Origin of the sequence: Candidatus Enterococcus testudinis (assembly GCF_002140915.1) — a bacterium.
Lineage (GTDB): Bacteria > Bacillota > Bacilli > Lactobacillales > Enterococcaceae > Enterococcus_D > Enterococcus_D testudinis.
Window position 1 is genome coordinate 2,234,380 of the sequence record NZ_NGKU01000001.1, and the last position, 15,946, is coordinate 2,250,325.

The following is a 15,946-nucleotide window of genomic DNA, read 5'->3' on the forward strand; positions in this document are numbered from 1 at the left end:
AAAAAGATAATTCTCAGGTTAATTAGAATAGTATTCTTGTTAATAAAAAAATTCAAATAATAATATCTATTAGAAAAGAATAATGCTAAAATAAAAAAAGAAGAGTGCTAGACGTGATAAGATGGCTTCCCCAAAATTTCATCTTATCCTAGCATTCTTCTTTTTTTGTACATGTTGCATATCAAATATTATATTAGTTGCTTACTTTGTGCAAGTGAAATGCCGGAAAATCTAGTAAAAAATATTTTTTTCACAAAAAAAGCCCCGTACTCAACCGAGTAAGGGGTGTTTGTGTTACTTGACATCTTGCTCCAAGAACCATGAATTGATTCCCTCCAGCAAGTATGCTTTTTTAGATTTAGATTGGTTAACTGATTTAATCTGTTTGATTTTATACTTCTTACCTTTAACCCACGACGGGATATTTTGCCCGGTCTGATATTGGGTTGCGTGACTTTGTACTGTCACTGTATCGCCTACTTTTTTAGTAGCGGTTGTAGTTGAGCTAGTAGCTAGTTGAATGTCGTTCTTGTGGGCCCAACCAAGGCTATCAATCAAATACGGTTTGTTGCCACTCACAACTCGCTTGATTGTGCCAGTTTTACCACGACTAGCAGTCGACCGACCAGCACCTGTACTATCCTTGTATAGCGCATCAGTGATTTTAACTTTGTCGCCCACTTTAAAACTTGTTGAAGCAGCTGGCTTACTTGTGGATGCATTGTTGTTGCTGCTGCTATTTTTCCCAAACACCGCTTCTTTGAATCGCGCCAACTCGCTAGGCTTGCTTACCCAAGGTGCTGGACAATTCTTTCCAGTTACATCATAATGCCGCCAGATTGTATTTCTTGTGATTGCTGGATACTTGGCAACCAATTCTTTGACAGCTTTCACGGAATTTTGAAAAGTCTTTTCGGTGATATTCCCGTTCTTGTCCAGACACATTTCCAAGCCAATAGCGCCGTAGTTAGCATTCCCAATCTTAGAATATAGTGGTTTGTAAATCGTGCCGTCAGAGTTGTACTTTACCGTGTCGTTTGCATGGTAAGCAACCTCATTTAACGGAATGATACAAATAGCTTCGTTATCGTCCACGAACAAATGAGCAGATGCGTAGATGCCGTTTAGGTTATTGAAGTAGGTCTTGTGGTTGCGTGCGGTACCGCCGTTGTTTGCTGTATAATGCATGATCAAGCCCTTAATGCCATAGTTCTTGATTCCTGGTCGAGAAAACTTGTTGATATTGATGTACTCATATTTGATAAAACTCATGTTTATCCCTCCAATTTTGTATATAGAAAAAGAGCAGCTTATTCAGCCGCTCCAGAATTAATGATTCGTGTGAATGTTTGGTGTAAGCCTGTGGATGCTAATCCGCTAACCGCACCGTAAACAATTGACTCCACTGTCAATCCGTTCATCACAAGCCCTAATGCTGCACCTAACAAGCCGACAACCAACGGGATATAATCATTTACCTTGCTTGTTAAGACAGGAGTGTTCTTGATGATATACCCCACAACTAAACATGCGACTAAAATTACTGGTACAAAGTTTTCTGTAATTACTGATAAATCCATTTTACTTCCCTCTTTCTTTCCATAAAGATTTTAATTGTTCACCGTGTTCAATCAAACGATCGTTATGCTTATCCAAGCGCTCGTCATGTCTCTTTAATTCATCATGAATTGCAACACGATCAGATTTACTTGCTTCTAAATCTCTGGTCAATAAATCAAGATTATGAGCGAGTTTGGTCAGATTATCTGCAATCTTTGTAAAATTGGACATGACTGGTTTGATTACAAATGCCAGCATCCCGACAATCGTCATGATCCAACCCGCCCAAGTTGCTAACTCCCCTACGTTTAACATATGCCACCTACTTTCCTAAAATATAAACCGCAACACAACTAGCCAAAAAAGCAGACAACCGATGATGATTGTCTGCTAAAAATTACTTTTTATTTTTATCTAATTCATCATACTTTTTAGCCTTTTCTATAACTTCTAATTGTTCAGATTCTTTTTTCATTTGACTTTCTTGGTTAATTCGGATTTGATCTTCATATTGATTTTGAATATTTACAATAAGAGGCGCTGATTCCTTATATGGTCGATCTGCTAGTAAATCTAAGATGTAGTTCATTTCATTGTCATTTAAATTATATTTCATTTGTTTTCCTCCTAAATAAAAGAGCCTATCATCTGATAGACTCTAAAGAATTCTTTTTATATTCTCTTTTAAAATAAAACTAACCTGCACTTCCGAACCTGCCGTTAATCCAGTTGTGCCGATGAATATATTGTTATTTTGAATCTCTTGATAACTTAACATATCCAATAAAACCAATACATCAAACTCAGCTTTTAACTGTTTGAAATCATATTCTGGTAGCCGACATATTAGGGTTTTATACATATTACCTTCTTGAAATAATTCTTTTAAATAAGGCAAACTCTTCAGAATATTTGCAAGCGCCTTGTTTGCTTTTGCATTAACTCCGTATTCTCTTTCAAATCTACAAACGGCTTCATTTAGAGCTTTGAAGTCATACAAAGACTCTTCTGGAATTTTTAAGCCAGTTCTTTCGTGCAGAATATCAACTAAATCCTTGAATCTTTCATTATCGCTCAAGTTGATCCCTTGTAACATATTGATGGGACTTGGTAATTGCCCTGGCAACATATCAGTATGACAAATTGGTATTGGATTGATGCCTTTCATCCAAGCAGCGCCCAATTCAAAAGGAATCCAAGGCCTTGTGACTGAATTAGTACTACACAAAACTAACATTAAGTCACTATTGTTTAAACCTTGCTTAATTGTATCAAACCATTCCGATCCTGCTGCAATGCTTTTTCCATCAGAAGATACGAAGACTTCAATTGCTCCCATAAATCTTCTTTCAATATCATCTTTCAAAATTTTTGCTAAATCTTTTTCTTCTGTAATATGACTAATGAATAATTTGGGTTTCATATATTTCCCCTCTGCATTTTTCTCTTTATTATAGGGGAATGAAAAGAAATCTTCAATTGTCGTCATAAATGTTCACCTCTCTAGGCTATTTTCAACACGTCTCCATCACGCCAAACCTCACCAACTAAATAAAAGAGCCTATCATCTGATAGACTCTACAAATTTTTGTATCTTTTTCCGATAAAAACAATCCTAATCTAGCGCTTGTAAAATTGCTTTTTTCCATCCGTTTGCTGTTTTTACGTAAACGTTATTGTCGTCTATCACAATAGAGCCTATCTCTCCATCATCGTCCGTAGGAGTATATCTTGCTAAAATGAGTTTACCCGGAACGTAAACCGAATTACTATTAGTGCCAAGAACAATTTGTCCTTCGGAAGCTACACTACCGGCACCAATCGCAACAGAATTTTTACTAGCTGCTCGTGAATTCGCCCCAATTGCAACGGAATCAGTAGTAGCGGTGGCATATGATCCAATAGCTACACTCCTGTCAGCTTGATCGAGTGTTGATTGTCCAGATCTAAACCCAACAAACACATTATCCGATCCCGTTGTTGTTGGTCGATTAACTGCTGCTGGATAAAATCCAGCTTCTCGCCCCATACCAACATTGCGACTACCGGTAGTTATATCATTAAATGCTCGCGAACCAACAACAGTATTTCTAATCCCATCAGTTAAATTGCGCATACATTCGTTACCAATTGCAATATTCCAGCTCCCAGTTACATTTGAGAGCATAGCGGAATAACCAATTCCGATATTATAATATCCGGATTTTAGGTTACGTAAGGCAGCGTGTCCGACAGCAACATTATTTAAACCAGTATCTAATTTTTCTAAGGCATACGTACCAAACGCATTATTATATCTGCCAACAGTTACATCACGAAGCGCACCTAAACCGTACCCGACATTTGCAAGACCGCTTGTGCGTTTCTGTAGTCCGTTCCCGATAGCAAAGTTATCTCCAGATGTAGTTATATCAAATGACCCTATCCCGAGTTTTCCAGCTGGTGTTACTTTCCCAGTAACTTTTTTTATAGATATTTCTGTGATAGTTGCTGTCCATTTTTCTATTCCATTTCCGAGCCTCAATACAACATTACCTGTTTCGTTAGCGGTTAGCGTTAACTTATAAAGTGCGTCGGAATAACCCGTAAATTGTTTTTCGGAAACAACCGCACCAAGTGACACAACTAATTTCGGGATATTGAGCGCTGTATAATCATCTGTCGATGTCCATGTCAAGCTTATCTCGTATTCACTATCTTTTTCGACGCTAAACGTTGACTCTAACATACCTAACTCTGGTATTGTCCATGCGCCATTGCTAAAACTAGACCCGTTTTTTCCAATCCAACTACCGATGGTTGGAGCCATCTCTGGACCGTACGAAGTCGCTGTTACATTCGGTTGCATTAACATTGGGTTTTTGGGTATGGAAATTTTAGGATTTCCGTTCTTGCCATCAGGGTTTTCTACTGTAATTTGTTGACCAGTCCCTTGTATTGACCTTGTTGCTAAACTATTATTCCGTAGCTGATAAATTAAATCATACAACGCTGGGTTGTCGATTAGCGTTCCCGTAGTTCCGTCAAAAAAGAATTGAGGAAAATAACTCATTACCTTATCCATTTCGCTAACACTTGGTTCATTGCCGTGTCCAAAAACCGCAGTCAAATCAATTGCTACAACATTTGTAATTGTGACAGAAGAGCCGTTTGCGTCAGTGGAATTATTATAATAATGTGAAAATTGTACATTTGATAGATTTTCGGTAGCGGAAAAAATACCAGATATATTATAATCTCTATCTTTTACTGGATTGCTAACTACAATATATGGCTCGTTGGCGTAAACCATGCGCATTCTAAGCGATTGTGTTTTTGCGGTTTTCGGTGTCATGAATAGTCTAACATAATACTTGTTTCCTATTGCAAGCCCGCTAATCGCTTGCTGCTCAATACCGTAAATTTGTGAACCGTCCGCGGTGTTTGTCAAAGTCCCATTTGACACAGCGTGCGTCGCAGCAGACGCGACCCAACCACCTGTCAATCCAGACATAAAATTTCCGTTTTTTATTAAATTATTAGCAACGAAATTATCTAGCATCACTGCTTGATAAACACCTAAATCTTTCCATGCCCTTGTACTTGAATCCCATATATAAGAATGCGCACCATCAGTAGTTGCGCTATCAAAAACTAAGTAAGTTCCATCGGCTCCGTTTGGGTATTTAGCTTTCAATGCTGCCAAAGAGTAAAAAAGTTCTCTTGGACCGCCTTGAGCAATCGATGATAGCATACTGTCAACATAAGTTTTATCTGCTTTCCCGCTTACCAAAGGGTTAACCTTGCTATCAACTTCCGCTTTGTTGTAGATGCTAGCAGCATCAAATTTCTCTTTTTGCACTTCAATATCCGCAACTAAGTCTTCATACATCGGCAGATAATACTCTTGCATTGCTGGAGCTTCAGCATCAACCGCCGATAGACGCGCGGTAGCCGTAAACTTAACTAAATCAACCTGGCGTCCATCCGAAAGATTCAGCATCATAGAGATATTTACTGTGCCGGTCTGACCCCTAACTTCATCCGGTATTTCAAAAGATACTGTCATTTGTTCTTCGTCTTCTACTTTCCCATCAAAAGGCCCAAACGATCCCTTTGAATATTTCAAATAGACCAACACTTCTTCGATTTCATCTATTTGGAAAGCAATACCGGATTGTGTTCTGACCGGCACCACTACTTTGTGCACGTTTTTGTCGTACGACATCCATTCAGCGTTGAGTTTTTTTTCTGGAAATTTAGAATTTATTTCTATTATTTCGGTTGTTTGCTGCTTGATAAATTCCATTTAGTTATCCCCCTCTATAGCAGAAGTTTCATTTGATTTGACGGCAGTTTCAAACGCTACTCTAAGTTGAGCATTTTCAAGTTCTATTTGGGCAATTTTTTCTAATAATTTTTGAATAACCATTTGAACATCAACTTCCATTACTAATTCCCTCCAACAAATCTGACATTTCTTTTATAACGCTTTGAGCAATGTAATCTTGCATCTTTTCGTAGTTCATTGTTTCAAACTCGCTGGTTGACACGAAAACGAAACCAGATGTATGTGATCCCGATTTCCAAGTCGCTTGATAACTCAACTTGAAGGTACCATCTGCTTGTTTAACAATCGGACTGATAATTATTTCATTCATTCCTTAATTCCCCCAATCTAGAAAACAGTTGCTGGTTAACTGCATTTTGTTCTGCAATATATTTTTGTTGGCTTCTTATCACGGGTATCAACAAAGTCCAAAGCTTGTCATATTCAATACCTTCGACTTCCCCTGATTCATTTCGAAAAAGAAAATCATCTAAACCAGCGGCCGACAGGTCTTCTGCAATCAAGCCGTTGTATTGAGTCAATTTAACATTATCAACAGTTTCACTCTCACCCGTCGTTAATGCATTTACTAAACTCTCAGTTTCAGTTTTATCGTTCCATCTTTTAGGATCGATTGTCAGAAGGCTAATCCCTTTTTCATATAAACTACTAATCTCGGATATGTTGAGTTTGTATTTTGATGCAGATGTCAATCTACCTAAAGTCCCAGCAGGAGTAATGCAAACTGCTGGTTGAGAGGAATACGTTCGCTCGTAAATTGTATCTGATAGTGCGTATCTGCCTGTATCGTCTTTAGAAAATAACATCCTGCCTAAATCACGATTGTAATTTATAGATAGTTGAGTACGGTTGGTATCTGCATCAATATTGCCCGCCATCAGTTGTCCGTAAAACCGACCGATGCCATTCATCGTAAGGTCATTAGTGGTTACTGTTTCTGACACATTTGCGGATTTAGTATTTAGGGTTCCTGTTTTGATATACCCACCTAGATCAGGACTTATCGCAACATTTTCAGAACCGAATGTTGTCCCCATCGAAATTCCCGATGCGTCTATGTCTGTCCTAAATAGCAATGTTTTGTCAGTTCTGCTGGTGTATTGGCGCAGTTTAAAATAATCTAAACCGTAATATGATTCAGCGTAGTGCATAAAAGATCCTTTACCGCCGCTACTATTTAGATTAAAGACATCCCCTAAGTAACTATTAAATCGCCTACCAAGTGAAAAACTACCTTCGAACCAGCGTGAATTAAAAGCGCCACCTAAAGCATCACCGTAATCATACGATCCTTTGATCACAGTATTATCTGTAGCCATTGTTAAATCTCCAGTAACATTCAAAGCGCCCGTATTTGTTGTGATAGCATTCAAAGTATTGACTAGGATATTTTCTGCCATGAAAAGATACAAATTCCACATGGTCCCATTCCAACTATATGTAGCACCAATGACATAGTTTGCAGCGCCCGTGTTTTGCCAAAGCATGCCGTCGTAAGGATCAGTAGGAACCGTTGGCTGACTGACCACACCTGTAGGTTTGCCATTAGAAACTTGAACTAAGCTAACTTCATCTTGTACTATCGCCAAAAATACCACCTCCTAATAATCAAATGACCGATCGGCGCCTTTACCAAAGCGGATCAGATCAACATGCCTCGTTTTTGTGTTCAATACGATCACATCCCACAGGTCTTCTTCCAAAACACCAAGCGGACGGTCGTCTTGTTCCTTTTTTGGTCGACTAACTGAGCAACCAATTGAATAATTTACGGTTCCGTTTGCATCTTTTGTAATCCGATCCACATGCATGTGTCCATGCGCCAAAAAAGCAAGCTTCCCTTTCCGACCCAAAAAGTCAGTTGAGATACTTGCTGTAAAATCTGGATTCGAATTATAAGAACGGTTGTAGGTTCCACCAGTGACAAAACTATCGATAATCCCATCAATCATTTCGTAATTGTAGGGGTAATAGCTCAAGTTTCCGTATCGCTTACCGAATGGGAAGTGTTGGAAGATAGAGACCGTCATATCTGCTGGTGTATTTTTTAACACATCATAAAACCATTTTATCTGTGCTTGCCGATATCCAGAAACACTGATGCCGATATATTTAGCGTAGCCATCATCATCCAATAACAAAGGTACATCTTGCGGGTTTAGGATAATGACACGATTATTCTTACCAGGTACATCATAGTAGTAATACCCCAACTTGTCAGCTGGATTTTCTACGATACCAAAAATAGTACTTGGACGTGTTGCGACATCATACATCTCATTATTGTTAATTACTTGCTTCAACATACCGTGCAAGGCCGTTTGTGGAGTTGCGGCTCCGTAATTTTTCACTGTCTTGTTGATTGAGTTTGTACGATTATCTCCCCAGTTGTTGTTGCAATGATTACCCCAAGCCACAAAATAAGATGTGCCTGACATCCCTAATGTACTGATTGCTTGTTTGTAATTAGATAATGCAATTGATTTGTTTGCAGTAGTTCCATCATGCGTATCACCATTCAAAACAACGTAATCAACATCCACGAAATTTGTAAATTCAGCTACATTTTTGATGTGATTATTGCTTCGCCCATAGTTTTCTAAATCGTCACGAATGATTGTATCTGTAGCAAAGTGAGTATCAGAAATGTGAATACTGGTGATCGTGTCCTTTGACTGCAATCGCAGTACTTTCCTTGCTGCATTTTTCAGACCATTTAAAAAGTAAATCGCTTGTACGAATCTATTATCAAATATTGTCAAAGCACATCTTATGCTTGAAACTTCTGTAAAGTCTGTAGCGGATACTCGTACCGTTGATCCAGCATTCTTATACAAATTCTCCCATGCGATATCGTGATTGCCGTTTTTATCCACTTTGAACCATAAGATATCTTCTGCTGAAACGCTAGATGTAATATCGACACCATCTTTAAAGATAGTTGCGTTGATCGTTGTCGTTTTTTCTTCACCGTCTACAAAGCTGACTCCGTTGTCAGAACTTAGCTTGACCAGGTACATGCTATCCGGCTTATTCATCTGCTGTTGTTGCGCCAACAGGTCGCTGCTGATCAAGCTTTGCAGTAACTGATAGTTGCCAATAACCGCTTTATTTTCAGACGGGTTGCTTCGGTGGATTTCTTTTGATAACACCCTTGCTTTTAAACGTAGCGCTGGATTATAATCCTCGTCCAAAAAAGTCAACCAATCGCCAATCTCAAAATCGCCATCATTAAAAAGCAAATCGACTTCTGCTGAAAATGTCGGTTGGCTTCTTTCTTTCAAAATCGCCACGGCCTGATTATAATTTTCGATTTGAGCAGTGCTATCACTAGCAAAATTCCCTGTGATCCAGCCGCTGAATCGTTCGATAAAAGTATTTCCTCGGCCGTACAAAGCATTTGCTTCCCGGTCGTAGACGATAGATTCTCCTTTTCTAGTGAGGAAACGTCCATCGCCTGTACTCAAATCATTAAAGCCTTGATTAGTATCTTTGATAGCTGTAATCACGTTATCAATATCAACTGATTTTTGCATTGATATCACATCGACACCAGAGTATAGAACCTTATCTGTTTTGTCAGACCCGATTTTGTAACGGATATTAACTAATTTACGCAGAACTTTCATATTTTGAAAATCTACAGTGAACGTCATCTCGCAACCAAATGCTTTGCAGATGCTCTGTAGGCGCGCTAGCGGCGTTTCGTCTACACTGGTGTCAACTAACCGCTTGATGTCCGTTCCTAGCTCATTCAACCCAATAGACCACCCTGTGTCGTAAAGTTCACGGTTCACGTAGTACTCAATGTACTGTGGGTTTGTGCTTGTAAATAAGCTAGCTGATCCATTCCTTAATTCAGTACCGATATCTATACAAGAAATAGGTCTTACGTTCTCGTCTTCGGTTTCTATGGCTCTGACAAAGAGACAGACATCTTCTTGATGGTCATTCTGGAAAACCACATTGACTCCTTCTTTTATCAAAGACGATTCATAAGGTGCGTTTGGATCATAATCATTTATTCTTGGACCAGTTTGTTTAAGTACATCCATGGTTAGCGTGTTTAGTAGCGTGCCATTTGTAAGCCCCACTGTATGAATATCATCTTGAATAGCAATGCCATCAGAGGCCTCGGTATCAACAAACGTCAAAGGGTTAAATTGTCTATCTAAAAAATGGTAAATCATAGGTATCTCTCCCTTATCGTTAATCCGCCATCAAAAGTACCATCAGAAATAGCGATAATTTCGTTGTCTCCTTTTTCAGCCAGAAGAAACTGACTGCTGCCAACCACACGATAACTGTCATCTCGGATACCGTTTATATAAACGCGGTTCGTTTCTCCATCCACTTTCAAAATATCTCCTTCATAGAAAGCTTTTGGAATGATCGTTTCTGATTCTGTGTTGTACTTAGTGATCCTAGTATGTGTAAGCCTTGCGTTCATTGGTCTGAAATCTCTCCATTGCGCCATGTAGCAATTAATCACACTTGCAGATAACATAGCTACATTTTCGTTGAACCACGATTTTGTTTCACTCCACGTTTCTTTCCATGTGGATCCATTAATTCTGGCCAGCTTGAAAGTAAACTCATTACCGATTTTTTTCATCATGATCGATCCAAAAAATCCGCCGTTGTAGTTAATTACACTTTTCGGTAAGTTGGCTTCGTAAATCCGATAATCACCAACAAAAAACGAAAACGTCACTGCATCGGCGACATTCGTATTGTCTTTCATTTCAAAACCTACAATAAAGTTATTATCCGCATCAGAATAATTGATTTCGATCAACCCTTGGCACGTCGGTTTTTGTTTAGCGTTCCCTGTGGGTTTAAATTCCAAACGATGGAACACTTCGAAATCAGAAAGAGGTTCAGTGAACAGCCTTGTAACTGTCGGCCCGTGCCAATAGCCCGCGGTGGTTTCTTTATTCCACGTTCCATAAGAAGCTGGATAAACCTCTTCTGGCCCCCAAGTCAATGAACCTTCAACTTTCGAGGTGTGATCGCCATCGTCAAAGCGCCATCTTGGACGGCCTGTATTTTGTGACCAGAGATTCCTTGAAGCAGATCCCATAGCATCATTCATAACTTTTTCAGTCGGGCTTACAGGGTCAGCGTCTTCTGAAATTGACATTCCAAGTTGAACTATCCTATCTGGCGAAACAAAACCGATAGAATTAGCATCACTCGTAAAAGTGACGTCAATGTCTATCGGTGTCTGATATGTCCCGTTATTTTGAACGGATGCGATCGTTCCTTCTGTTGTTGTGAGAAATTTGTATTCTTTTGTTTCTAGTGCGTGGGCAATTCCATCTTCACATAAAAACTTTAACTCCCCAAAAGCTTCCCCTCTGCTTTCGAGCGATCGTTTCCAACTTGATTCGCCAGTAAGTTCAACTAACCAATAACGATCCGGCTCGTCTGAAAACCAAAGTCGTTGTCGTTCTTCTGAAAACAGAACGTTTGCTAGGTCGTCTTTAGCTTTCCTGAAATTACCACTCAGCGCATATAGCGGCAATGTAATAATCCTGTGGGAAAGCCGCTTGTTAGTTGCACGAGATCCATTTGCACGTGCCATTTGAACCAAATCATGCTGCACTTCAGGAAAGAGACCACGATCTGGCTCATCGGTTAAATCAAAGTAATCTGACAAGCTGACATCATTTAATTTAATCTCTAAATCGCTAATCATATCGTTCTCCTTCCTGCTTTGATATCATTTAGTTTTTGTTGATTTGTTTGTCTAGTTTCAATAGATTTCATTACGTTTCGTCCATCGAGAATTAGTTGCATATTTCTCAAGTCATCACCGAAGTTTGACATGATATCTATCAGCATCTCAAATTGCTTCGAGTAATCCTGTGTACGGAATTTAATTGAGCTTGATTCGATTGCAGGCGTCAGGCTCCTTAGATTTCTAACTAGAGAAGAATCTTCCGGAATCCCCACGCCGTCAGCATACTTCGGAATGCCCAAGCGCCGCATGATCGATTTGGTGCGGCTTGCTTTATAAACTTTAGCCCCAACAGGTGCATTAGGTATATAGACGTTTCTACCGTGCGGGATAAACGGCGCTTGCCCAGGGAATTGCACTATCTCTTTGTACAAAGGCCCAGATTGGTCGTTGACGATCATATCTCCACCCGGGTGGTAATTTGTACCAGAGGCGTTTGGAATTGCTGTCTGCCCTGTTCTACGACCTCTGTATTCAACATCGATTACAACGTTTTTGCTATAAACTTGAGCGATTGCCTGTTTGGCTCTTTCGACTTCGCTATAGTCCGCAGTTGCATGTAGATGTTTAGCACCAACTTTAGTCGCATTGTAATCATTTATCTTTTTTTGAGAATTCGTCAAAATAGAATTAACATTTGTGTTTTCTCCGAGAAGTCTTTTCAGTTCTGGCGAAAGATCGTTATACGTTTGCAACATCTTCTTTGATTGCTCAACTGTAAGCGTAGCTGGGTCTTCTGCAATCAATTTCTTGATTTCAGGATCTAGCGCATTGTATTCATTCAAGGAAGTTTTCGAGAAACTCAAAGCATTTAACAATTCATAATTATCTGCTTTCAAATCTTTGATTTGCGGTTGAAACTCTTCCCACAAACCTAATTGCAACATGGTTTCAGCCATAACTTCTGGAGTGTTTGAATAAAGGAATGCTTTCTTTTCATCGAATGACATTTCTTTCCATTTACCAGAATCTTCTAGAGCTTTATACATGGTTTGACTAAATTCGTCATCGAGAATTGCTTTTTTATCTGACCAAGCCATGCCGTCCCACCAACCGTTGGCAATTGCTGCTTCGCCTACCACATCTTTAGCGTTGCTATCCAAATCAGCATCATGAACGACTAGCTTCAAATTGTTCCAAGTTGTTGAATCCTTTGTTGCTTCGGTGACAACTTCTGCAACATTAGATTTGACTTCCCCTGTTTTTTCGTCGAACACTAAATCATTCCATGTTTGTGCTGCTAATTTACCGGCCTTGCTTGATTCAGATGCAGTCCAAGATAGTTTTTCTGCGTTTTTTTCAGCATTCGACGCTAATTCTCTTGATAAATCAGATGCACTTTTTAGAATCTTTTCATTTTCAGCAATTGCACTATCTGCATAATCACCCATACTTGATATCAATTGACCGTTAGCCAAGGAGACTTCATTTTGTAACTCGGGGTATTTCTTTAAAATGGTTTCCATTTGAGAATCGAAACCTTGCACAGTAGTGGCATTGATTTCATCCCAAGCAGATAGGAATTTCTTAGCAAACTCACCATCAAGGTTATAACCTAAATCCTCAAGGTATTTCTCTTTTTCTTGCCGGCTCAGGGTTGCATTTTCTTGTGCAGCCCTTCTTTGCTCTCCTAATGATTGAAGCCACAGTTTCGCTTCTTCTTGCGTGGCGTTTGCAACATCAGCGTTCATAGCAGATAATATTTTTTTCTTTTCGCTTGCAGATACATCCAGAGTTTCTACATAAGCTTGAGTTGTGTTTTTCGCTAGGTCTTGAATTATTTTTGCTTCAGATACACTAATTTCTCGATTGCTATTAGAAGCAGCTTTCTTGATTTCTGTAATTCGGCTAGTGTTGTCTTGGACTGTCTGCAAAGCCGATTCAGCTTTAGCCTTCTCATCTTCAACCATTTCGCTTACAGATGAATTTACTGAATTCGGTAGTTCTTTGATCAGTTTGTCCAATCCTTCAACTTTCTTGACAAGACTATCTTCAATTGTTTGTCCAATTTTTTCAAAATTTGAAATCATCGAATCAGAATTAGTCGTAAATCCATCAGCCATTAATCCAAACTGCCCTGATGCTTTTTGTGTACTATTCTGAACCTTCGTTAAGGTGCCATCGACCGCTTCTCCTACATCAGCCCCCCAACGTTGAACTCGTTGACTAGAATTCCAAGCTTCTTCACCGAATAATTTCCATGCACCATACCCGACTGCAAGAGCACCACCAACACCAACGATACCAAGAATAAGCGGACCTAATGGCCCCAACGCTGCTGCCATAGCCCCTATACCACTTGATCCAGCAGCGCCACTTGCAGCAGCACCGAATTTCGTGACCGTTCCCGATCCTCCAGATAAAGTTTTAAGAAAGGTTGCTGCGGAAATGTCTCCATCAGCAAAAGACTTTTTCACCTCATCAATGGCCTTTTTCTTAGCCATGTTTGCACTCAAGTCAATGAATGACTTACCAAGTTTTCCAACACCGCTACTCAACTTACCTGTAATTGATAATAAAGGTCCGGCAGCAGCTGTTGCTGCTAATAACCTTATGACCATTTTTTGTGTTTTCGGATCCGCATCACTAAACGCTTGAGCTAACTTTCCTAACTGCTCTACAAAGGGTTTGCTTGTTTCCAGTCCTTCTCTAAGTGCATCTACGAAAGGACCGCCTAAATCAATAGCCGCATCCACGACTTCGTTTTTTAACATCTTCAATTTTGATTCGGTTGTTTCGTAACGTTTGCCGGCTTCTTCTGCTAAAGCTGTATTTTCACCAAAAGCAGTATTTCCCATCTCAACTGCACCTGCAAAAACACCACTAGCATTAGCGGCACGTAACAAGCTGTCTCGCAAACGCACTTCTTTAATATCCATGTCATCGAGCACTGCAATAGCTGATTTGCCTTTTTCTTCAGCATGAGCCAGTCCATCGACAAAAGCCATGATTGCCTCTGCAGGATTTTCTTTAAACAAGTTACCAAATTCTGAATTGGTCATACCTGCAACATCTGCAAATTGTTGTAAAGAAATTGCCGCTTCATCTGCTTCTTTATACATAGCTTTTAACTGTTTGCCAGTTAATCCCATTTCACCAGCTGTTGATTTCAGGTTTTTCCCGCCATCTTGAACAGCTTTTACCATTGATTCGAATGAAACGCCACTTTGTTTTCCTAATTCGATTAACTCATCGAAGGAACCCATACCTTTTTCAGCCGCAAGTTGCATGTTGACCATGACCTTAGAAAAGGCTGATCCACCTGCTTCAGCTTCAATACCTACAGATGATAGTGCAGCCGCAAAACCAACAATATCGCCTTCGGACATTCCAATTTGTGAACCAGCACCAGCTAAGCGCAATGCCATTGCCGATATTTCAGATTCGGTAGTTGCGAAGTTATTACCCAGATCAACAATCGCCGAACCAAGGTTGCTAAACTTGTCCTGAGACATTTGGGTAATGTTGGCAAAACGGGCCAATTCGGTAGCTGCCGTCTCAGCACCCATATTCGTTGATTCACCTAGGTCGATCATAACCTTAGTAAAGGCTGCGACATTGTCCGTTTGAATACCTAATTGTCCAGCGGCTTCTGCTACTGCTGCGATTTCAGAGTGAGTAGATGGCAATTCTTTTGCTAAACCTCTCAAACTTGCTTCTAAATCGTCGTAGGAATAAACAACATTACCGTTGCTATCAACAACTTCATCAGATGTTTTCTTTACTCCAGCAAAAGCGGATTCCCAACTAATAGCAGCTTTAGTGACGGCCGCTGCCCCTGCTGCAATCGGGAGAGTCAATGATTTAGTCATCGCTGAACCCAATTTACTTAGATTCTCACCGTTTTTAATTAGAGCATCACTGGTCTTGTTAATTGAACCAGTCAAGCCCTCGTTTCTAACTTTGTATTCTGCAATTGCCCCAGCAGTATTCTGCAATTGCGTCTTGTAATTAGCAAGCTTGCCATTAGCATCCTGTAGTTGAGCCGCAAGACGTTTAGTTGAATCAGTAGCTTTTCCATCAACAAAAGACTCGTCATAGGCTTTCTTGAGGGCGGAAACTTGATTTTCTTGTGCTTTAATAATCTGTGTTAAACCATCGTATCGAGTACCTAATTTACCAAGTTTGTTTCCTGCCAAATCAGCTACTTTCATATTTGCTTGCATTTCTTTTGCTAGGTATTGTACTTGCTTTTTAGAATTAGCAACGCCTTTCCCAAAATCAGCATCATCCAAACCTAGCTTTATGACCATATTTCCTAATGGAGTTGCACCAGCCAAATCATCCGCCCCCTTTCACTAAATCAGCCAACG

Annotated in this window: 12 protein-coding genes; all 12 read right to left on the bottom strand. The window is 39.8% G+C overall.

Annotated features, from left to right (window positions below; translation table 11 throughout):
• Positions 1–294: 294 nt before the first annotated feature.
• The 12 genes from A5886_RS10700 to A5886_RS10750 all read right to left on the bottom strand — a co-directional run bounded on the left by A5886_RS10700 (position 295) and on the right by A5886_RS10750 (position 15,913).
• Positions 295–1,272: an N-acetylmuramoyl-L-alanine amidase gene (locus A5886_RS10700; protein ID WP_086275131.1), complete on the bottom strand. Its 978-nt coding sequence runs from the start codon at positions 1,270–1,272 to the stop codon at positions 295–297.
• 38 nt (positions 1,273–1,310) lie between these two features.
• Complete coding sequence (locus A5886_RS10705; RefSeq protein WP_086275132.1) at positions 1,311–1,580, bottom strand: phage holin family protein; 270 nt, start codon at positions 1,578–1,580, stop codon at positions 1,311–1,313.
• Between the two features lies 1 nt (position 1,581).
• Positions 1,582–1,875, bottom strand: coding sequence for a hypothetical protein (locus A5886_RS10710; protein WP_010749285.1), 294 nt, complete (start codon positions 1,873–1,875; stop codon positions 1,582–1,584).
• A gap of 82 nt (positions 1,876–1,957) precedes the next feature.
• Positions 1,958–2,176, bottom strand: coding sequence for a hypothetical protein (locus tag A5886_RS10715; protein ID WP_086275133.1), 219 nt, complete (start codon positions 2,174–2,176; stop codon positions 1,958–1,960).
• Between the two features lie 42 nt (positions 2,177–2,218).
• Positions 2,219–3,049: a toll/interleukin-1 receptor domain-containing protein gene (locus A5886_RS10720; RefSeq protein ID WP_086275134.1), complete on the bottom strand. Its 831-nt coding sequence runs from the start codon at positions 3,047–3,049 to the stop codon at positions 2,219–2,221.
• Positions 3,050–3,175: 126 nt separating this feature from the next.
• Entirely contained in the window at positions 3,176–5,848 is a 2,673-nt protein-coding gene (locus A5886_RS10725) for a BppU family phage baseplate upper protein (protein ID WP_086275135.1), read from the bottom strand.
• Entirely contained in the window at positions 5,849–5,989 is a 141-nt protein-coding gene (locus A5886_RS15875; RefSeq protein WP_179190026.1) for a hypothetical protein, read from the bottom strand. It abuts the gene before it with no gap.
• A complete protein-coding gene (locus A5886_RS10730; RefSeq protein ID WP_086275136.1) occupies positions 5,979–6,200 on the bottom strand; it encodes a hypothetical protein in 222 nt (73 codons plus the stop codon). Before A5886_RS10730 ends, A5886_RS15875 begins: the two co-directional genes overlap by 11 nt.
• Positions 6,193–7,479, bottom strand: coding sequence for a hypothetical protein (locus A5886_RS10735; RefSeq protein WP_086275137.1), 1,287 nt, complete (start codon positions 7,477–7,479; stop codon positions 6,193–6,195). The genes A5886_RS10730 and A5886_RS10735 overlap by 8 nt, the downstream gene beginning before the upstream one ends.
• A gap of 12 nt (positions 7,480–7,491) precedes the next feature.
• Entirely contained in the window at positions 7,492–10,080 is a 2,589-nt protein-coding gene (locus tag A5886_RS10740; RefSeq protein WP_086275138.1) for a metallophosphoesterase, read from the bottom strand.
• Positions 10,077–11,591 (bottom strand): distal tail protein Dit, encoded by a 1,515-nt coding sequence (locus A5886_RS10745; protein WP_086275139.1) that lies wholly within the window; start codon positions 11,589–11,591, stop codon positions 10,077–10,079. Before A5886_RS10745 ends, A5886_RS10740 begins: the two co-directional genes overlap by 4 nt.
• Positions 11,588–15,913: a phage tail tape measure protein gene (locus tag A5886_RS10750; protein WP_256926204.1), complete on the bottom strand. Its 4,326-nt coding sequence runs from the start codon at positions 15,911–15,913 to the stop codon at positions 11,588–11,590. The genes A5886_RS10745 and A5886_RS10750 overlap by 4 nt, the downstream gene beginning before the upstream one ends.
• Positions 15,914–15,946: the final 33 nt, after the last annotated feature.